Below are 17,542 nucleotides of genomic sequence, written 5' to 3' on the forward strand. Positions count from 1 at the left end.
CGGCCGCTAGCGCGCCGGGTAGCCGGTCATCTCCAGGTAGCCGCGCCCGCCGCTCGACCCCTCGATCCGCACCGGACCTTCCCAATAGGGCACGCTGGTCGCCATCGCGCTGTCCGGGTTCACCGCGCCGATTGTCACGTCGATGCTCCCGCTTGGCACGCGCACGCGCCACGATGTCGGCGGGCTGCCGCGGGCGGGCGTCAGCTCCACATCGTCGTGCGTCAGCGGCTGGACCGAGCCGTCCGCGGCGATCAGGCTGCCGAAGCGGAACGGCTGCGCACCCCGCACCTGCGCCGCCATCAGCTTGCGCCCGTCGTCCAGGTGCAGCGCCATCCAGTCCCAGCCCTGCTGGCTGCGGTCGAGCGGCTGCGACGACCATTCCCGGTCGAGCCACGCCTGCCCGCTGACCTGCACCTGCGCCCCGGACAGGGTGAGGACGCCGGCGATGTCGTAGAACGGCTGGCTGTAATAGTGGCTCGCCTGACCCTGCGGGCCCTTGATCGAAAAGCCGTTTTCGCCGTTCGCGACCAGCGGCCCGCCTGCGGTCGCGGCAAGGTCGTAGCCGAAATCCGCGCCCCGGGCCGTGATCCGGAGCCGGTCCGGGCTTCCATCAGGGCCGGTCGCCACCATCTGCCAGTCGTCGATCCACGCCGCGAAGGGCTGCGCCGTGACCCCCGCCTGGCCGATGCCGCCGCGCCCGAAGCGCTCGGCGAAATGGTGGCCGTTCTCCGAGGTTGCGGCGGCGTGCGCCATCCACACCTGCGGCGCGGCCCAGCCCTGAAACAACCCGTCGGGCGCGAGCGCCGAGCGGAACAGCGTCCACTGGACGCCGTAGTCGCGCCCGTCCGCGCCGCGCAGGTTGGCGGTCAGGTACCACCACTCGATCCGGAAATCGTCGTGCGGGCCGTGGTCCGCCGGGAAGGTCAGCCCGCGCGGCCTGTCGGGCAGGGCGAAGCCCGCCACGTCGCTGCCCAGGCCCGCGAAGCCGCGCTCCTGCGCCGACAGGGGCAGCGCGACCAGTGCCGCGAGCAGTGCGATCACCCTAGCGTTCATCGGCGAACACCCTCAGAAGCCGCCCCGGCGTGATCCGCGCAAGCCGCAGCGCCGGCAGCGCCCCCGCTGCCAGCGCGGTCAGCAGCGCGGCCAGCGCCAGCCGCGCGAGCAGCGGGACCGACACCTGCATCGGCAGCCGCCAGCCGAACGCCTCGACGTTGACGACCGCCAGCAGCATCCACGCAAGGCCAAGCCCCACCGGCACCGCATAGGCCCCCGTCGCCGCCGCCAGCAGAAGCGTCCGGAGCAGGTCAAGCCGTGCCAGCCGCGCGCGCGGGATGCCGGCCGCCCACACTGGCGCAAGCTGCGGCAGCCGGATCGAGGCGAGCGTCAGCAACCCCGTCAGCAGCGCGACCCCGGCCACCGCCAGCGTCAGCACGTTCAGCGCCGCCGTGACGGCGAAGGTCCGGTCGAAGATCTGCAGCGACACGCGCCTGGCCTGCGCCTGGTCCACGATCGCGCCGGCGGGCAGGTCAAACGCGTCCGCCAGCTCAGCCGCCAGCGAACCGGCGCGATCGGGCGCGACCCGGACCGCCTGGTACAGCCGCGGCGCGTCGGGGAAGCGGCGCGAGAACTCGTCCAGCCCCATCATCACCTGCGGGCTGGGATTGCCGTAGTCGGAATAGACCCCCGCGATCGGCATTGCCCCGCCCGGCAGGTCGATCCGGTCGCCGATCCGCAGCGAGGCGCGCCGCGACAGCTGCTCGTTCACCAGCACCGCCCGGCCCGCGGCGAGGCTGTCCCACAGCCCCGGCGCCCCGGCCAGCAGCGGCCAGTTCTCGCGGTAGGTCGGATCGTCCGCCACGCCGTAGATGCGCCCGGGCTGGCCCTCGAGCGTCGCCTCGGCGTTCCAGATCGGCAGGATCGCGTCGCTGCGGGGCCCCAGCCATTCGCGGATCCTCCGGCCTTCGTCCTCGGACCGGGCGGTGACGTAGAGTTCGGCCGAGAGCCGCTGGTCGAGCCAGCCGGTGAAGGTGCCGCGAAAGCTGCCGACCATCGTGCCGACCCCGATGTTGGCCGCCAGCGCCAGCATCAGCGCCATCAGCGCAAGCGACAGCCCGCCAAGCTGCTGGCGCGTGTCGGCGACGAACCAGCCGGTGAGAACGCCGCGCGCGCCGCGCGAGGCGAGCCGCAGCACCGCGTCGAGCACCACCGGCAGCAGCAGCGCCGCGGCCAGAAGCCCGCAGGCCAGCGCCGCGAAGCCGCCGACGAGGCCGCCCCAGGCAAGACAGAGCGGCAGGGCAAGGACCAGCGCCACCGCCCCCGCCGCCTGCAGGCGCAGGCCGCGACGGGTCGCCTGAGCCCAGGGCGCGGCCATTCCGGCCGCGAGCAGCGGCATGCGCGCGGTCTGGGCAAGGCCGCGCGCACCCGCCAGCGCGGTTCCCGCCAGCGCCATGCCGATGCCGGACAGGACCCAGCCGGGCCTGAACTGCAGCGACCCCGCGACATCGGCGCCGTAAAGCCCCGACAGCGTGGCCGCGACCCCCGGCATCAACGCTGCCGCCATCGCCCAGCCGAGCACGATCCCGGCTGCGCCCGCGACGAGCGCCGCGACCGCAAGCTCTGCCGCCATCAGTCCCAGCGCCTCGCCCCGCGTCGCGCCGAGCGCGCGCAGCGTCCGCAGGACGCCGCGGCGCTGTTCGAACGCAAGGCCGACCGCCGACTGGGTGATGAACAGCCCGACGATGAAGCTGAGAAGCGCGAACGCGGTCAGGTTCAGGTGGAAGCTGTCGGTCAGCGCGGCGGGATCGGCGGCGCCGCCTTGGGGATCCGTGCGGATCAGGCCCGGCACGACGCGTTCCAGCGGCGGAACGCCGTCCGGCTGGCCCGCCGACGCGGCAAGCGCCGTCAGGCGGTCGCCCATGCCCAGCAGCGCCTGCGCGATCCCCACATCGACGATCAGCGTGTTCGCGGGCGCGTCCTCGTCGATCACGATCCGCAGGCCGCCCAGGTCGGCCCCTGCCAGCGTGGCGGCGGTGTCGGGGGCGGCATAGCCGAGGCCCGGCGGGGTGATGAACGCGCCAAGGTCACCCTCGGTGCCCGGCCCGGCAGGGCCGCCGGGCGCAAGCCCGATCCGCGTCACCGGATCGATCCCGAGGACGGACACCCGCGCCGCCCCGGCCCGCAGCCGCCCCTCGACCAGCGGCGACACCATCCAGCCCGCGCGCCGCAGCGCCACGAAGTCGGCCGTGGTCAGCCTGGCGCCCCCGGCGGGTTCGATGCGGGGCAGGGCGCCGGTGCCCAGCCGGTCGGCCGCGATCGCGTAGCTCGCCCGCGCCTCGGCGTTGACCGCCTGCACCCCGGACCAGAGCGTGGTCGCCAGCATCAGCCCCGCCAGCAGCATCGCGAGCTGCAGGGGCCGTCGCCGCCAGTGCGACATCAGCGCGCCCAGGACCAGCCGCCAGCGCTGCAGGCGGGCGTTCACGCGAGCCGACCCGCGCGCAGGTGGACCTGCCGGTCGCACAGGGCGGCCAGCCGCGGGGAATGGGTGACCAGCACCAGCGCGCTGCCCTGCCGCCGCACCAGCGCCAGCATCAGGTCGGCCACCGCGTCGCCGGTCGCCTCGTCAAGGTTGCCGGTCGGCTCGTCGGCCAGCACCAGCGGCGGGTTCCCCGCCAGGGCCCGGCCGATCGCCACGCGCTGCTGCTGGCCGCCCGAAAGCTGCTCGGGGTAGCGGTCGAGAAGCGCCCCGAGGCCGAGCCCCTCGGCAAGCGCGGCGGCGTGGCCCGGGTCGTGGCGGTCCGCCAGCCGGGCCTGGAAGGCGAGGTTCGCGCGCACATCGAGCGACGGGATCAGGTTGAACTGCTGGAAGATCATGCCGATGCCGCCCCGCCGCAGCGCTGCCCTTTCGCGATCGGTGGCGGTCCCGAGGTCCACGCCCAGCACGTTCAGCGCGCCCGCGTCGGCGGCGTCGAGGCCGCCGACGAGGTGCAGCAGCGTGCTTTTCCCGCTGCCGGATTCGCCCGTGATCGCCACGCTTTCGCCGCGCCGGATCGTCAGGTCCACGCCGCGCAGCACCGGCACGTCGCCGCCGGGCGTGCGGTAGGTCTTTTCCAGCCCGCGCGCGCTGGCCACCACGTCGCGAAGATCGGGAACGGCGTTCATGGGCAGGCCCTTGACTGACAGACCCGCATCCTTCCCCGAATCGGCGCCGATGGAAAGCGATCAGCGGAACTGCTTGGCGAGCTTGAGGCCCTGTCCCTGGTAGTTCGACGCGATCCCCGCGCCGTAGAGCCGCGCGGGCGGAGCCTGCATCCGCTCGTAGACGAGCCGGCCGACGACCTGCCCGTGCTCCAGCGCGAAGGGCGCTTCGTGGCAGCGGACCTCCAGCACCCCGCGCGCGCCGTCGCCCGCCGCGCCGTGGCCGAAGCCGGGGTCGAAGAAGCCTGCGTAGTGGACCCGGAACTCGCCCACCATCGCGAGATAGGGCGACATCTCGGCGGCATGGTCGGGCGGGATCGTCACCGCCTCGCGGCTGACGAGGATGTAGAACGCCCCCGGATCGAGGATCAGCCGCCCGTCAGCCGTGTGCAGGGGGTCCCAGAAGTCGCGCGCGTCGTAGGCCGCGATCCGGTCGAGGTCCACGACACCCGTATGCGGCCGCGCGCGGTAGCCGGCGAGGTCGCCGGTGGCGGGTTGCAGGTCAACCGAGAAACCGAGGCCGCCGTCGATCAGCGGCTCGGCCCCGCCCACAAGCGGCGTGCGGGCGTGAAGCGCGGCCAGCTCGGCGTCGTCCAGCACCGCGTGGCCCCTTCGCAGGCGCAGCTGGTTCAGGCGCATGCCTGGGCGGACGAGAACGGAGAAGCTGCGTGGGCAGATCTCGGCATAGAGCGGGCCGTCATACCCCTCGGGCAGGCGGTCGAACTCGGTCCCGTCGTCGGTCACGAGGCGGGTGAGCAGGTCCAGCCGCCCGGTCGAGGATTTCGCGTTGGCGACCCCTTCGATGCCTTGCGGCAGGGCGATCCGTTCCGCCAGCGGCACAAGGTAGACGCAGCCCTTTTCCAGCACCGCGCCGCCCGTCAGGTCCATCCGGTGCATCTCGAACCCCGACAGGCGATCGGCCACGCTGCGGCCCTTGCCCGACAGGAACGACGCCCGCACCCGCCACGCGGTGGTGCCCAGCCGCAGGTCGAGGCTCGCGGGCTGGACTTGGTCGGGGGTGACGGGGACGGTCGCGGAGATCGCGCCTTCGTCGATCAGGCGTTGAAGGTCGTGGTCAGGAAGAACGCCGGCCATGATCCCTCCGCACGACCTCCGGCGGATGCCGGATGAACGAAACCGCCCGCCACGAAGGGCAGGCGGTTTCATGATGGTCGGGCCGGCGAGATTCGAACTCGCGGCCTTCCGCCCCCCAGACGGACGCGCTAACCAGACTGCGCCACGGCCCGACGCCGGCCATATAGATCGAAGCTTTCGCGCTGCACAAGGGGAGGGCGGGAAAAATCGCCTTGTTTGGCGGGCGCCGCGCCGGCGCTGTCAGGACCTGTGGATTGCGGAGACGGAACGGGCGTCGTGCAGCCGTGCGACCAGCGCGCGCGCCTCGGGCGGAAGGGCGTGGGTGCGGGTCCGCAGGTGGCTTGCGGTGGCGGTCAGGCGGGCGAGCCAGGACTGCGCGGGCTTGTCGGAAGGGGCCGTGTCGGTGGCGGTGGACGGCGGCAGGCCGGGTGCCGGAACGGCGGGCAGGACAGGCGCGGCCTTGGTCGTGCGCGCCGGCGCGGGCGCATCGGCGGGGCCCTTGGCGCGGCGGGGCTTGACCGTGGCGGAAGCCTTGCGCGGCCGCGTCTTGGCCCCCGCGCCGGGCGCGGCATCCTTCAGGCCGCTGCCGATCAGCGACTGCAGCCTGCGTTCGCCCCGCGCCCGCAGGTCCGCCCCGCGATCGAGCGAGATCAGCCGCCGCGCGCCGCGGATGGTCAGCCCTTCCTCGCGCAGGACCTCGCACAGCCCGGCGGCTAGCTGCACGTCTTCCAGCCGGTAATAGCGGCGTCCGTCGGCGCGTTTTACCGGGGACAGCTGCGGGAACTGCGCTTCCCAGTAGCGCAAGACATGCGGCGCGACGCCGACAAGCTGGGCGACCTCACCGATCGAGCGGTAGGCGTCGGGCGCCTTGATCATCCCCGGCTTTTGTTTCCGGCCGCCACGCGCTCCTTCATCAGGTGCGAGGGGCGGAAGGACAGGACGCGGCGTGGCGTGATCGGAACCTCTTCCCCGGTCTTGGGGTTGCGGCCGATCCGCTCGTTCTTGTCGCGGACGGAGAACGTTCCGAAGGACGAGATCTTGACCTGTTCCCCCCGGACCAGCGCGTCGGAGATGTGGTCCAGCACGCTTTCCACCATCTGCGCGGATTCGTGGCGCGACAGCCCCACCTCGCGGAAGACGGATTCGGCCAGGTCCATGCGGGTAACGGTCTTCTCACTCATAAATGAGCCTTTCCAATTGAGGCAGCATGGGGGTCGGCCAATTGCTAGTCAACGGCGGCTCCGGTCGCATTGTTCCGGCGGGAGCTGAAAATGCTGGGGAATCCCGTGCCGCTTGGAAAGCTGACGCGCCGTCACCACTTACGGGTGGAAGCATGAAGGGGGTGGATCATGGCCGGAGGTTGGGCGCAGGACGGCGCCGTCAACGACCAGATCGAGGCGAGCACGCAGGAAGCGCTCGCACGCGCGCGGCGCAGGCAGCCTTCGGGCGAAAGCCTGCGGGACTGCGCCGAATGCGGCGAACCGATCCCCGAGCCGCGCCGGGCGGCGCTGCCGGGCGTCAGGCTGTGCGTGGACTGCGCGCGCGAACAGGACCGGGCGCGGGCGCCCGCGGGCGGGATCAACCGCCGCGGATCGAAGGACAGCCAGCTGAAGTAGCGGCGTCTACCAGCGCAGGACGACGCTGCCCCAGCTGAGGCCGCCGCCGATGCCCTCGGTCACGACCACGTCGCGTTCCTGGAACTTGCCCTGCCGGTCCGCGACCGACAGCGCCAGCGGGATCGATGCGGCCGATGTGTTGCCGTGGTCGGCGACGGTCAGCACGACCTTCTCCATCGGCAGCTGCATCTTCTGCGCGGTTGCCGAGATGATGCGCAGGTTGGCCTGGTGCGGCACCAGCCAGTCCACGTCGCCCGCGCTGAGGCCGGCCTTGTCGAGCGCGCGGTGCGCCGTGTCGGCGAGCTTTTCGACCGCGTGGCGGAAGACGAGGTTGCCCTGCATCCGCAGCACGCCCGATGTCCCGGTCGAGCTGACGCCGCCGTCGACGTGCAGCAGGTCCTTGTAGCGGCCGTCGCTGTTGAGGTCGGTCGCCAGGACCCCGCGGTCGTCGCTGGTCCCGCTGTCCTCGGCGGCTTCCAGGATCATTGCGCCCGCGCCGTCGCCGAAGAGGACGCAGGTGCCGCGGTCGGTCCAGTCCATGATGCGGCTGAACGTCTCGGCCCCGATCACCAGCACGCGGTCGGCCTGACCGGACCGGATCAGCCCGTCGGCGTTGGCGAGCGCGAACACGAACCCGGCGCACACGGCCTGCACGTCGAACGCGAAGCCGCGCGTCATGCCCAGGCCCGCCTGCACCATCGTCGCGACCGAGGGGAAGGTGAAGTCGGGGGTCGATGTCGCGAGGACGATCGCGTCGATCTGGTCGGCTTCCATCCCGGCGTCGTCGAGCGCCGCGCGGGCGGCGGCGATGGCGAGGTCGCTCGTGCGCTGGTCCTCGGCCGCGAAATGCCGCCGCTCGATCCCGGTGCGCGACCGGATCCATTCGTCGGAGGTGTCGAGCGTCTGGGCGAAGAAGTCGTTCTCGACCACACGTTCGGGCAGGTAGTGGCCGGTGCCGCGCACGACGGACCGCCGGATGGCGGCGGCGCCGGCGTTCACGACGCGATCCCGGTCGGGGTGTCGGTGGCAAGCGACGCCTGCGACGCGGGCGCGGCCACCGCCTGCGCCACGCGGGCGGCCAGCCGGTCCTGGAACCCCGCGCGCGCCAGCTGGAACGCAAGCTTGATCGCGGCGGACACGCCGGTCTCGTCGGCCGAGCCGTGCGACTTCACGACGGTGCCGTTGAGCCCCAGGAACAGGCCGCCGTTCACCCGGCGCGGGTCGATGCGCTTTTGCAGGCGCTTGAGCGAGGTCATGGCGAGCAGGGCTGCGAACTTGGACATGACGGAGTTCTCGAACGCCTCTTTCAGGAAGTCGCCCACGAGCTTGGCCGTCCCTTCCCCCGTCTTCAATGCAATGTTGCCGGTGAAGCCGTCCGTGACGATCACATCAACGCGCGCGCCCATGATGTCGCCGCCCTCGACGAAGCCGACATAGTCGAAGCCGCCGCCCTCGGCCGCGTTCTCGATCAGGTCGTGGGCCAGCTTCAGCTCGCCCCGGCCCTTGTGCTCTTCGGTCCCGACATTGAGAAGGCCTACGCGCGGGCGGTCGACGCCCAGTCCGTTGCGGGCGTAGCTCGCACCCATCATCGCGTATTGCAGAAGGTCGGGGGCGTCGGCGCGGATGTCGGCGCCGCAGTCCAGCACGACGTTGAAGCCCTGCGGATTGCGCGAGGGCCACAGGCAGGCGATCGCCGGCCGGTTCACGCCCGGCAGCTTGCGCAGCCGCAGCATGGACAGCGCCATCAGCGCGCCGGTGTTGCCGCAGCTGACCGCCACCGTCGCCTCGCCCGCACGCACCGATTCAATCGTGGACCACATCGAGGTGTCCTGCGCGCTGCGGATGACCTGGCTCGGCTTGTCGTGCATCGTCACGACCCCGCCTGCATGGCGGATGTCGCAGCGTTCGGCCAGTCCCTTGCGGCGGCCGATCAGGCGGCGCAGCTCGGGCTCGGGGCCGTGGACGATGAACCGGATCTCGGGGTTCTTCTCGGCGCTGGCGGCGATGCCGGCGATCACGGTCGCGGGGCCCCGGTCGCCGCCCATCGCGTCGACGGATATGACCACGTTGCCGGGGCGTCGGGCCCCTCCGGTCGGTTCCGCCATGCGCGATGTGGCCATATTATCCCGCTGCCAAGCTGAAGGAATCGTACCGGATCGTCAGGGGACGCGCAGCTCAGGCCGCGTCGTCGTCAAGCCCGGTGGCCGCCTCGGCGATGACTTCGCGGTCGTGGTAGTGGCCGCACGAGGGGCAGACGTGGTGCGGGCGCTTCAGTTCGCCGCAGCTGGGGCATTCGTTGGGGTTGCCGGCGGTCAGCGCATCGTGCGAGCGGCGCTGGTTGCGGCGGGACCGGGTGACTCGGTTCTGTGGGACGGCCATGTCGAAACCTTCGAGAGTTGAGGGGCGCGCGCATCCGGCCCCGGCAGAGTTTGCAATCGAAGCGCGCAGATACGTCAGATTGACCCGCGCCGCAAGGACAAAGGCTTGCGACCGGGCGCGTCAGGGGCATCGCGCCCGCCGCTGCGGCGCGGGGCCGGGATTCTCAGCCCCTGGGCTTGCCGGCCAGCAGATCGGCCAGTCCGGCGAAGGGGCGGCGGGTGTCGTCGTCCTCATCCTTGGCGGGATCGGCCTCGGGGTCAAGGATCCCGGTGACGGCTGCGGGGTCCGCGTCCTTGCAGCGCGGGTATTCGGGCAGGGCGAGCGCCAGCGCCTCGACCATGACCGCGCCCGGGTCGATCGTCTGCCCCAGCGGCTCGACGTCCGGGTCGGGCATCTCGACCTCGTCGCCCTCGGGCGAAGTTGCGTGCGGGGAATAGACGCGGCGCACATCCTCGGACAGCGCCGTCTCGACCGGGTCCAGCGTCACTACGCAGGGCTGCACCACCCGCGCGGTCATCCGCGCGGACATTTCCCATGCCCCGTGCGGGGCGGGCGAGATCGTGCCCGTCATCGAAAGCCGGGGCAACGCGATCAGGCCCAGTTCCCGCGCGATGGCGGCGCGCTGGCCTTCGTCAGGAGTAAGGTCCAACTCGGTCGAGCTGCGGGGGTTGAGTTGCGACACCCGCAGGCGGCGGGCGAAGTTGTCGGCGTTTGCGGGCATCGGGTGCCTTTCGGGTTCGTTCCGGCCCGGCGCGGGCCTGCCCCATGGCGGCCGGCCGGGATGCGGGCGCGTCCCGCGACATTCTTGAGCGGGCTGGCCGAGTTTGCTAAGCGTGTCCCGCGCAGTCAACATCGCGCAGAAAAATGCGGCAACCAGGCTGCGCGAACGGGGACGGGCACGGATGACGACAACACGGCGACGGTTCATCGCTCTGGCCCTGGCCGTGCCCGCAGCGGCGGCGCTTGCCGGCTGCACGCCGCTTTACCGCAACCACGGCTACGTCCCGCCCGACGACGAGCTGGCGCAGGTCGCGGTCGGCACGACCACCCAGGGAGAGCTGGAGGCGCTGATCGGCCGCCCCAGCTCGCAAGGGCTGCTGACGGGGGCGGCATGGTACTATGTCGGGTCGCGCTGGCGGACCTATGGCGCGTTCGAGCCGCAGGAGATCGACCGGCAGGTCGTGGCCGTCAGCTTCGACGCGAACGGGGTCGTGGCCAACATCGAGCGCTTCGGGCTGGAACGCGGCCGCGTCGTCACCCTGTCGCGCCGCGTGACCGACAGCGGCGTGACGGGCGTGAGCCTTGCCGGGCAGTTGCTGGGCAATCTCGGCAACTTCAACCCGGCGGGGATCATCGGCGACGACGGATGACGGCCCGGCGGGATGACGGCCGGGCGCGGCGCCCCGCGTGGGCCTTGCCGCGCCGGGCAGGTCGTCACGCGACCGGCTGTTCTTCGGCCCCAGCGCCCTGCGCCGCGTCGCCCGCAACGAACCGGATCGCCACCCCGTTGATGCAGTAGCGCAGCCCGGTCGGCGGTGGGCCGTCCGGGAAGACGTGGCCGAGATGCGCATCGCACCGGTGGCAGCGGACCTCGGTGCGGACCATCCCGTGGCTGACGTCGCGGACCTCGTCGATCCTGCCGCCCGCCCGCGAAAAGCTGGGCCAGCCGCAGTGGCTTTCGAACTTCTGGCTGCCGTCGAACAGCGTCTCGCCGCAGCAGGCGCATATGTAGTGGCCGGGCTGGTCGGGGAAGCCCGGGTGGGAAAACGGCCGCTCGGTCCCGGACTGGCGGGTGACGCGGTAGGTTTCGGCGTCGAGCATGTCGCGCCACTCGGCATCGGTTCGCGTGATCTTCTCGGACATCTGACATCTTTCCGTTGCTTGCCCATGCAAGATAGGATGGGCGCGACCTGGCACAAGTCGGGCCGTCACGATGGCCGCGCGGGCGAAGGCCGGCATGGCCGGGGCGAAAGGGCAGGGTGCGATGCTGGCATTTCAGAAGGGGCGTTACCGCGTCCGCCTGGCCGCGGGCGACGACGACCTGCGCGCGGCGCAGCGGCTGCGCTGGCTTGCCTTCATCGGCAACCGCGTGCTGCCCGTGGCCGAGGACGGCGAGGCGGCGTCGGCGCTGGACACGGACGACCACGACGACCGCTGCCGCCACGTCCTGGTCGAGGACAGCCGCACCGGCGCGCTGGTCGCGTGCTTCCGCATCCTGCAGCTGGCGAACGGGACCGAGATCGGGGAAAGCTATTCCGCGCAGCACTACGACCTGTCGCGCCTGCGCGCATTTCCGGGCCCCATGGCCGAGATCGGGCGCTTCTGCATCCACCCCGAACACCACGATCCCGACATCCTGCGCGCGGCCTGGGCCGCGCTGACGCGCCACGTCGACGAAACCGGGGTGGAGCTTCTGTTCGGCTGCTCGTCCTTCATGGGCACCGACACCCACGGATACGAGGACAGCTTCGCCATGCTGCGGGAACGCCACATCGCCCCGCGCCGGTGGCTGCCGCGGGTGAAGGCGCCCGACGTGTTCCCGTTCGCCCGTCTGCTGCGGCGTCGCAAGCCCGACGCGCGCCGGGCGATGGCCGCGATGCCGCCCTTGCTGCGGACCTATCTCCTGATGGGCGGCTGGGTCAGCAACCACGCCGTCGTGGACCACCAGCTCGATACGCTCCACGTCTTCACCGGGCTGGAGATCCGGGCGATCCCGCCCGCGCGCGCCCGGCTGCTGCGCGCCGTGGCAGGCTGACGCCGCAGTTGCGCCCGGTTGCGCCCGCCGGCGCGCGGCCCTAGAACCCCGCCTTTCACCTGCGAGGCTGGCATGGCGGGCTTTTCCTTCACCCTGAACGCGACCGACGGCAAGGCGCGCACCGGCGTCATCTCGACCCCGCGCGGTGACATCCGCACCCCTGCCTTCATGCCCGTAGGCACCGCCGCGACCGTGAAGGCGATGCTGCCCGAGTCGGTCCGCGCGACCGGGGCCGACATCCTTCTGGGCAACACCTACCACCTGATGCTGCGCCCGGGCGCGGAGCGGGTCGCGCGGCTTGGCGGGCTCCACCGCTTCATGAACTGGGACCGGCCGATCCTCACCGACTCGGGCGGGTTCCAGGTGATGAGCCTCGCCGACCTGCGCAAGCTGACCGAGGAAGGCGTCACCTTCGCCAGCCATATCGACGGATCGCGCCACGTGCTGTCGCCGGAAACCAGCATGGAGATCCAGCGCCTGCTCGGCTCGGACATCGTGATGGCCTTCGACGAATGCCCGGCGCTGCCCGCCACGCACGCGCGACAGGCCGAGGCGATGCGGCTGTCGATGCGGTGGGCGCAGCGGTCGCGCGACGCGTTCGGCGACCGGCCGGGCCACGCGCTGTTCGGGATCATGCAGGGCGGCGTCGAACGCGACCTGCGCGAGGAATCCGCCGTCGCGCTTCGCGGCATCGGCTTCGACGGCTACGCTATCGGCGGCCTGGCCGTGGGCGAGGGGCAGGAGGCGATGTTCGGTGTCCTCGACTACGCCCCCGACCTGCTGCCCGAAGACAGGCCGCGCTACCTGATGGGCGTGGGCAAGCCAGACGACATCGTGGGCGCGGTGCTGCGCGGCGTCGACATGATGGACTGCGTGCTGCCGTCGCGGTCGGGGCGCACCGGGCAGGCCTTCACCCGCCACGGCGTCGTCAACATCAAGAACGCGCGCCATGCCGACGACCCGCGCCCGCTCGATCCCGACTGCACCTGCCCCGCCTGCAGCGCCTACTCGCGCGGCTACCTGCACCACGTCTACCGCTCGGGCGAGATCATCGCCTCGATGCTGATGACGTGGCACAACCTGCATTACTTCCAGGAGATCATGCAGGGCATGCGCGACGCGATCGCGGCGGGGACGCTGGCCGCGTGGGTCGACGGCTTCCACGCCGGACGCGCCGCGGGTGACCTGCCGCCGCTCTGACGACCGGCTGTCGCGCGACTGCCACGCGGCGTGATCAAAATGCCGTGCGCGCTGGCGCAGCGGCGGGAGTTGGCCTACTGACCTCCGGGCAGGCGGACAAACCGCCGACGTGAAAGGCTTCCATGGCGTCCCAGGACATCCGTACGATCACCACCACCGAGGAACTCGCCGACTTCTGCGCGCTCGCGAAGCAGCAGCCCTACGTGACGCTCGATACCGAGTTCCTGCGCGAGCGGACCTATTATTCAAAGCTGTGCCTGATCCAGATGGCGCTGCCGCCCGCGTCGGGCCCGAAGTCCGAGGGCGGCCCCGCCGTCCTGATCGACCCGCTGGTCGAAGGGCTTTCGCTCGAGCCGCTCTACGAGCTGTTCCGGCACACCGCGACGGTCAAGGTCTTCCACGCCGCCCGCCAGGATCTCGAGATCTTCTTCCACGACGCCGGCGTCTTCCCGGACCCGCTGTTCGACACCCAGGTCGCGGCGATGGTCTGCGGCTTTGGCGAGCAGGCGGGGTACGAGACGCTGGTCAAGCGGATCGCCAAGGCGCCGCTCGACAAGTCGTCGCGCTTCACCGACTGGTCGCGCCGCCCGTTGTCGGACGCGCAGGCGGCCTATGCGCTGGCCGACGTGACCCACCTGCGCGCGATCTACGAGTTCCTGTCGGACAAGCTGGCCAAAACCGGCCGTGCCGGCTGGGTCGCGGAGGAGGCCGGCGTGCTGGTCGATCCCGAGACCTACATCACCCGCCCCGAGGAGGCGTGGGAACGTGTCCGCACGCGGTCGGGCTCGCCCCGGTTCCTCGCCGTGGTGCGCGAACTCGCGAAATTCCGGGAAAACTACGCGCAGGCCCGTGACGTGCCGCGCAGCCGCGTCTTCAAGGACGACGCGCTGATCGAGCTCGCCTCGACGAAGCCCGTGACCGACGAGGACCTCGGCCGCTCGCGCCTGCTGCTGCGCGAGGCGCGGCGCGGCGACGTCTCGCAGGGCATCCTTGCCGCCGTGAAGGCGGGGATGGAGGCGACGGACCTGCCGAAGCCCCCCGTCGAGGTCGAGGGCAAGCCCGGCAACGCGGCACTGTCAGAGCTGCTGCGGGTGCTTCTGAAGGCCAAGGCCGACGCGGCCGACGTCGCGCCGCGCCTGATCGCCTCGTCGGCCGATCTCGATGCGATCGCATCCGGCGCGCGCGACCTTCCCGCGCTCAGCGGCTGGCGGGCCGAGGTATTTGGGAACGACGCGATTCGCCTGACCCAGGGCAGGATCGCGCTGTCGGCCTCAGGTGGGTCGATCCGCGTCGTGCCGCTGGACGACGGGCGCGGCTGACCCGCAAGCCCGCGCCGTTCCCGCGCGCGGCGGCGCTCAGCGAGGGATCACGATCTCTGCCCGCAGGCCCTTGGAACGCACCGCATCGACCAGCCGCAGCTGCCCGCCATGGGCGCGGGCCACGTCGGCGGCGATCGACAGGCCCAGACCCATCCCCCCGCCCCGGTCCTGGTTCCGGGCCGGGTCGAGCCGCGTGAACGGGCGGATCGCCTCGTCCCGCCGAGCGGCGGGGATGCCGGGGCCGTCATCCTCGACCGAAATGCGGAAGCTGCGGGGGCCGATCGCGGCCTCCACCTCGGCCCGCGATCCGTAGCGGACGGCGTTGCCGATCAGGTTCTCGACCGCGCGGCGCAGCATGTCGGCGCGGAAGGTGACCTCGGCGCGCGCGTCGCCCTGCAGCGCGCGTAGGGTGACGTTCTGGCCCGCGCGGTGGGCATCGGCCACTACCGCCGTGACGAACGGCAGCGCCGGCTGGGACTGCGCCGGCGCATCCCGCGCGGCATCGCGGGCGTGGCCGAGAAACGCGTCCACAAGGTTCTTCAGTTCGGTCACGTCGCGTTCCATGTCCGCGATCTCGCCCGGCTCCGGCGGCATGTCCGGCGACAGCATCGACAGCCCAAGCTTCAGGCGCGTCAGCGGGGTCCGCAGGTCGTGGCCCACGCCCGACAGCATCAGCGCCCGCTGCTCGTTCTGCCGCTCGATCCGGTTGCGCATGTCGAGGAACGCCGCCCCCGCGCTGCGCACCTCGAGCGCGCCTGCCGGGCGGTAGGGCTCGATCCGGCCGCGCCCGAACGCTTCCGCCGCGCGGGCGAGCCGCTGGATCGGACGCAGCTGGTTGCGCAGGAAGACCGCCGCGATCCCCGTCATCAGCAGCGACGTGCCCAGCAGCAGGACCAGCAGCTGGTGCGGGTTCGAGGCGCTGACGCGCTTGCGCGGAAACTCCATCATGAGCGGGGGCACCGGCGGCGCGGCATCGGGCGCCCCCCCAAGCGACACCCGCACCCGGCGCAGGTCGGACAGATCCACCCCGGTGACGCCCGGCAGCTGTTCGTGCAGCCGGGAGATGACCACGCGGCCGGAAAAGTCGATGAAGGTCCGCCGGTCGGGCAGGGGCGCGGCGGGGACCGACAGGTCGATCCCCAGCGGGCCCGCCACCTCGTCCGCGGAGGCCAGCTCGGCGGGCGAGCGGCTGCCGGCAAGGTCCGAGACGAGCGCCAGTTCCAGCACCATGCCGTCGGTCATCTGCCGGGTCACGTCCTCGAAGTGCCGCTGCAGGAACATGATCGTCACGACCAGCGACACGACGACCACGGGCAGGAACAGGATCAGCGCCGCCCGCCCGTAAAGCCGGTTCGGCATCATCTGCTTGAGCCAGCTGAAATCCATGGAAACCCCTTCCGCAGGCCGCTAGCCTAGTCGGATGATCGATGCGGTGAAAGAGCGGGTGGTCCTCGCGCCCAACCCCTCGGCCCTGACCGGGCCGGGAACCAACAGCTTCCTTCTGGGGACCCGCCAGGTCGCGGTGATCGACCCCGGCCCCGACATCCCGTCCCATCTCGACGCGATCGTAGCGGCCGCCGGGGGCGCGGACCGCATCAGCCACATCCTCGTCACCCACGCGCATCTGGACCACAGCGGCGGCGTTCGGCGGCTCGCCCGGATGACGGGGGCGCCGGTGCTCGCCTTCGGAGACGCGGCGGCGGGCCGGTCCGCGCTGATGGCGCGGCTGGCGGGGCAGGGACTTCAGGGCGGCGAGGGCGTCGACCGCGACTTCGCGCCCGACATCGTCCTGGCCGACGGGGCGGTGGTCGAGACGGACGAATGGACCCTGAAGGCCATCCACACGCCCGGCCACATGGGCAACCACCTGAGCTTCGCCTGCGGCGACACGATCTTCTGCGGCGACGTCGTGATGGCCTGGTCGACGACGCTGATTTCCCCGCCCGAAGGCGACTTGGCCGACTTCTTCCGCAGCCTGGACCGGCTGGCCGCGCGGGAAGCCCGGCGCCTTGTGCCCGCGCACGGCCCCGCCGTGACCGACGTGCCCGCCCGCCTGGCCGAGCTCGCCGCGCACCGCCGCGCCCGCACCGGCCAGATCATGGCGGCGCTGCAACAGGCGCCGGGCGACGCCGCCGCGCTCGCCGCGCGCATCTATGACGTCCCGGCCGAGTTGCTGCCGGCGGCCGCCCGCAACGTGCTCGCCCACCTGGTGGCGCTGCACGAACTGGGCGCCGTCCGCCCCGACGACGCGCGCCTGCCCGAGGCGACCTGGCACCCGGGCTGACCCCGGGCAATCACCCGACAGATTTTTGTCGCATGGCACTGGACGCCCCCGAAACCCGGTGCTACATCGCCCCCCGTGTTCCGGCGTAGCTCAGCGGTAGAGCAGTTGACTGTTAATCAATTGGTCGTAGGTTCGATCCCTACCGCCGGAGCCAAAATACCTCGCTATATCAAGCAGCTGAGCGGCCGCTCGCGAGGTTCTATTCATGACGCGCTGATGCTTGTCACCGGATTTGTCACACGGTGATGGATAAGGGTGATGTTGCAATTCTGATCTCGCTGGTGAGCGCCTTGTTCGCCGCGTGGCAGGGCTACAGCGGGCACGTCGTGGCTCGGCTTACCCGAGAGGGGATGAAGCGGAAACCGCCCGTCTTTGAGGTCCAAGCGGACGCTATGTCCTCTCATCCCGGTTGGGTTAGCATCGTTGTGACGGCGCGAAACTTCGAGCCGATAGCAGTGCGGGTCGTGCGCTATCGGTACACAGGTAGATCCGCTCTCCTCCTACCTCATGACGCGGCATTTGACGGACCTGATTACGATCCGCAGCTTAAGCACCAACTGCCCGTTGCCGAGGCGCGTCGGTGCATAAGCGAAAGCAGAACCATCGGGGCCGCGGGCGAGCAAGCGATCAGATCCGAAGCGCCACATCTCCCCCGGCCTACCATGTACCTTCGGCTCTATGCTCACGGACCATTCGATCC

At 71.4% G+C, this 17,542-nt stretch carries 18 protein-coding genes and 2 tRNA genes; 7 read left to right on the plus strand and 13 right to left on the minus strand.

The window, feature by feature from the left end; all coding sequences use genetic code 11:
- Positions 1-6: 6 nt before the first annotated feature.
- From ELI80_RS03860 to ihfA, 7 genes are all read right to left on the minus strand, one after another.
- Positions 7-1,053, minus strand: coding sequence for a lipocalin-like domain-containing protein (locus tag ELI80_RS03860; RefSeq protein WP_136649711.1), 1,047 nt, complete (start codon positions 1,051-1,053; stop codon positions 7-9).
- Complete coding sequence (locus ELI80_RS03865; RefSeq protein ID WP_136649788.1) at positions 1,043-3,433, minus strand: FtsX-like permease family protein; 2,391 nt, start codon at positions 3,431-3,433, stop codon at positions 1,043-1,045. The genes ELI80_RS03860 and ELI80_RS03865 overlap by 11 nt, the downstream gene beginning before the upstream one ends.
- A gap of 41 nt (positions 3,434-3,474) precedes the next feature.
- Positions 3,475-4,158, minus strand: coding sequence for an ABC transporter ATP-binding protein (locus ELI80_RS03870; protein WP_136649712.1), 684 nt, complete (start codon positions 4,156-4,158; stop codon positions 3,475-3,477).
- Positions 4,159-4,218: 60 nt separating this feature from the next.
- Complete coding sequence (locus tag ELI80_RS03875) at positions 4,219-5,289, minus strand: 2'-deoxycytidine 5'-triphosphate deaminase (protein ID WP_136649713.1); 1,071 nt, start codon at positions 5,287-5,289, stop codon at positions 4,219-4,221.
- 74 nt (positions 5,290-5,363) lie between these two features.
- A tRNA-Pro gene (locus ELI80_RS03880) sits at positions 5,364-5,441 on the minus strand.
- A gap of 88 nt (positions 5,442-5,529) precedes the next feature.
- A complete protein-coding gene (locus tag ELI80_RS03885; protein ID WP_136649714.1) occupies positions 5,530-6,165 on the minus strand; it encodes a MerR family transcriptional regulator in 636 nt (211 codons plus the stop codon).
- Positions 6,162-6,470 (minus strand): integration host factor subunit alpha, encoded by a 309-nt coding sequence (gene ihfA / locus ELI80_RS03890; RefSeq protein WP_136649715.1) that lies wholly within the window; start codon positions 6,468-6,470, stop codon positions 6,162-6,164. The genes ELI80_RS03885 and ihfA overlap by 4 nt, the downstream gene beginning before the upstream one ends.
- Before the next feature lie 168 nt (positions 6,471-6,638).
- Between ihfA and ELI80_RS03895 the strand changes: the two genes are divergently transcribed.
- Positions 6,639-6,905: a DksA/TraR family C4-type zinc finger protein gene (locus tag ELI80_RS03895; RefSeq protein ID WP_136649716.1), complete on the plus strand. Its 267-nt coding sequence runs from the start codon at positions 6,639-6,641 to the stop codon at positions 6,903-6,905.
- 6 nt (positions 6,906-6,911) lie between these two features.
- On the opposite strand, the gene ELI80_RS03900 is transcribed toward ELI80_RS03895, so the two are convergent.
- From ELI80_RS03900 to ELI80_RS03915, 4 genes are all read right to left on the minus strand, one after another.
- Positions 6,912-7,883, minus strand: a complete 972-nt coding sequence (locus tag ELI80_RS03900; RefSeq protein WP_136649789.1) for a beta-ketoacyl-ACP synthase III — start codon at positions 7,881-7,883, stop codon at positions 6,912-6,914.
- A gap of 17 nt (positions 7,884-7,900) precedes the next feature.
- The gene (plsX, locus tag ELI80_RS03905; RefSeq protein ID WP_438943053.1) at positions 7,901-9,025 is read right to left on the minus strand and encodes a phosphate acyltransferase PlsX; all 1,125 of its coding nucleotides are present in this window, start codon (positions 9,023-9,025) and stop codon (positions 7,901-7,903) included.
- Positions 9,026-9,080: 55 nt separating this feature from the next.
- On the minus strand, positions 9,081-9,284 hold the full coding sequence (gene rpmF, locus ELI80_RS03910; RefSeq protein WP_136649718.1) for a 50S ribosomal protein L32: 204 nt from the start codon (positions 9,282-9,284) through the stop codon (positions 9,081-9,083).
- A gap of 163 nt (positions 9,285-9,447) precedes the next feature.
- Positions 9,448-10,005: a YceD family protein gene (locus tag ELI80_RS03915; RefSeq protein ID WP_136649719.1), complete on the minus strand. Its 558-nt coding sequence runs from the start codon at positions 10,003-10,005 to the stop codon at positions 9,448-9,450.
- 181 nt (positions 10,006-10,186) lie between these two features.
- On the opposite strand from ELI80_RS03915, the gene ELI80_RS03920 reads away from it, so the two are divergent.
- Positions 10,187-10,654 carry an outer membrane protein assembly factor BamE gene (locus ELI80_RS03920; RefSeq protein ID WP_136649720.1) on the plus strand — a complete coding sequence of 156 codons (468 nt, stop codon included), beginning with the start codon at positions 10,187-10,189 and terminating at the stop codon, positions 10,652-10,654.
- A 64-nt stretch (positions 10,655-10,718) separates the two neighbouring features.
- On the opposite strand, the gene msrB is transcribed toward ELI80_RS03920, so the two are convergent.
- Positions 10,719-11,147 (minus strand): peptide-methionine (R)-S-oxide reductase MsrB, encoded by a 429-nt coding sequence (gene msrB, locus ELI80_RS03925; RefSeq protein WP_136649721.1) that lies wholly within the window; start codon positions 11,145-11,147, stop codon positions 10,719-10,721.
- Between the two features lie 121 nt (positions 11,148-11,268).
- On the opposite strand from msrB, the gene ELI80_RS03930 reads away from it, so the two are divergent.
- From ELI80_RS03930 to rnd, 3 genes are all read left to right on the plus strand, one after another.
- A complete protein-coding gene (locus ELI80_RS03930) occupies positions 11,269-12,039 on the plus strand; it encodes a GNAT family N-acetyltransferase (RefSeq protein ID WP_136649722.1) in 771 nt (256 codons plus the stop codon).
- Positions 12,040-12,111: 72 nt separating this feature from the next.
- Entirely contained in the window at positions 12,112-13,239 is a 1,128-nt protein-coding gene (gene tgt / locus ELI80_RS03935) for a tRNA guanosine(34) transglycosylase Tgt (RefSeq protein ID WP_136649723.1), read from the plus strand.
- Positions 13,240-13,376: 137 nt separating this feature from the next.
- Complete coding sequence (rnd, locus tag ELI80_RS03940) at positions 13,377-14,558, plus strand: ribonuclease D (RefSeq protein ID WP_136649790.1); 1,182 nt, start codon at positions 13,377-13,379, stop codon at positions 14,556-14,558.
- 36 nt (positions 14,559-14,594) lie between these two features.
- Here the strand turns inward: rnd and ELI80_RS03945 are convergent, their stop codons facing one another.
- Positions 14,595-15,944: a sensor histidine kinase gene (locus ELI80_RS03945; RefSeq protein WP_136649724.1), complete on the minus strand. Its 1,350-nt coding sequence runs from the start codon at positions 15,942-15,944 to the stop codon at positions 14,595-14,597.
- A 34-nt stretch (positions 15,945-15,978) separates the two neighbouring features.
- Between ELI80_RS03945 and ELI80_RS03950 the strand changes: the two genes are divergently transcribed.
- Together ELI80_RS03950 and ELI80_RS03955 are read left to right on the plus strand one after the other, a co-directional pair.
- Positions 15,979-16,842 (plus strand): MBL fold metallo-hydrolase, encoded by an 864-nt coding sequence (locus ELI80_RS03950; protein ID WP_136649725.1) that lies wholly within the window; start codon positions 15,979-15,981, stop codon positions 16,840-16,842.
- A 79-nt stretch (positions 16,843-16,921) separates the two neighbouring features.
- A tRNA-Asn gene (locus tag ELI80_RS03955) sits at positions 16,922-16,996 on the plus strand.
- Positions 16,997-17,542 lie beyond the last annotated feature (546 nt).

The sequence above is a fragment of the Paracoccus aeridis genome (assembly GCF_004923205.2).
Classification (GTDB): domain Bacteria; phylum Pseudomonadota; class Alphaproteobacteria; order Rhodobacterales; family Rhodobacteraceae; genus Paracoccus; species Paracoccus aeridis.

What these genes read in the sequence shown, in the direction of transcription:
- ELI80_RS03930 (WP_136649722.1), top strand. Translation starts at nt 11,269, where the DNA reads ATGCTGGCATTTCAGAAGGGGCGTTACCGCGTCCGCCTGGCCGCGGGC.
- ELI80_RS03915 (WP_136649719.1), bottom strand. Translation starts at nt 10,005, where the DNA reads ATGCCCGCAAACGCCGACAACTTCGCCCGCCGCCTGCGGGTGTCGCAA.
- ELI80_RS03870 (WP_136649712.1), bottom strand. Translation starts at nt 4,158, where the DNA reads ATGAACGCCGTTCCCGATCTTCGCGACGTGGTGGCCAGCGCGCGCGGG.
- tgt (WP_136649723.1), top strand. Translation starts at nt 12,112, where the DNA reads ATGGCGGGCTTTTCCTTCACCCTGAACGCGACCGACGGCAAGGCGCGC.
- ELI80_RS03950 (WP_136649725.1), top strand. Translation starts at nt 15,979, where the DNA reads ATGATCGATGCGGTGAAAGAGCGGGTGGTCCTCGCGCCCAACCCCTCG.
- ELI80_RS03945 (WP_136649724.1), bottom strand. Translation starts at nt 15,944, where the DNA reads ATGGATTTCAGCTGGCTCAAGCAGATGATGCCGAACCGGCTTTACGGG.
- ELI80_RS03920 (WP_136649720.1), top strand. Translation starts at nt 10,187, where the DNA reads ATGACGACAACACGGCGACGGTTCATCGCTCTGGCCCTGGCCGTGCCC.
- ihfA (WP_136649715.1), bottom strand. Translation starts at nt 6,470, where the DNA reads ATGAGTGAGAAGACCGTTACCCGCATGGACCTGGCCGAATCCGTCTTC.
- ELI80_RS03860 (WP_136649711.1), bottom strand. Translation starts at nt 1,053, where the DNA reads ATGAACGCTAGGGTGATCGCACTGCTCGCGGCACTGGTCGCGCTGCCC.
- msrB (WP_136649721.1), bottom strand. Translation starts at nt 11,147, where the DNA reads ATGTCCGAGAAGATCACGCGAACCGATGCCGAGTGGCGCGACATGCTC.
- ELI80_RS03875 (WP_136649713.1), bottom strand. Translation starts at nt 5,289, where the DNA reads ATGGCCGGCGTTCTTCCTGACCACGACCTTCAACGCCTGATCGACGAA.
- plsX (WP_438943053.1), bottom strand. Translation starts at nt 9,025, where the DNA reads ATGGCCACATCGCGCATGGCGGAACCGACCGGAGGGGCCCGACGCCCC.
- ELI80_RS03885 (WP_136649714.1), bottom strand. Translation starts at nt 6,165, where the DNA reads ATGATCAAGGCGCCCGACGCCTACCGCTCGATCGGTGAGGTCGCCCAG.
- rpmF (WP_136649718.1), bottom strand. Translation starts at nt 9,284, where the DNA reads ATGGCCGTCCCACAGAACCGAGTCACCCGGTCCCGCCGCAACCAGCGC.
- ELI80_RS03895 (WP_136649716.1), top strand. Translation starts at nt 6,639, where the DNA reads ATGGCCGGAGGTTGGGCGCAGGACGGCGCCGTCAACGACCAGATCGAG.
- ELI80_RS03865 (WP_136649788.1), bottom strand. Translation starts at nt 3,433, where the DNA reads ATGTCGCACTGGCGGCGACGGCCCCTGCAGCTCGCGATGCTGCTGGCG.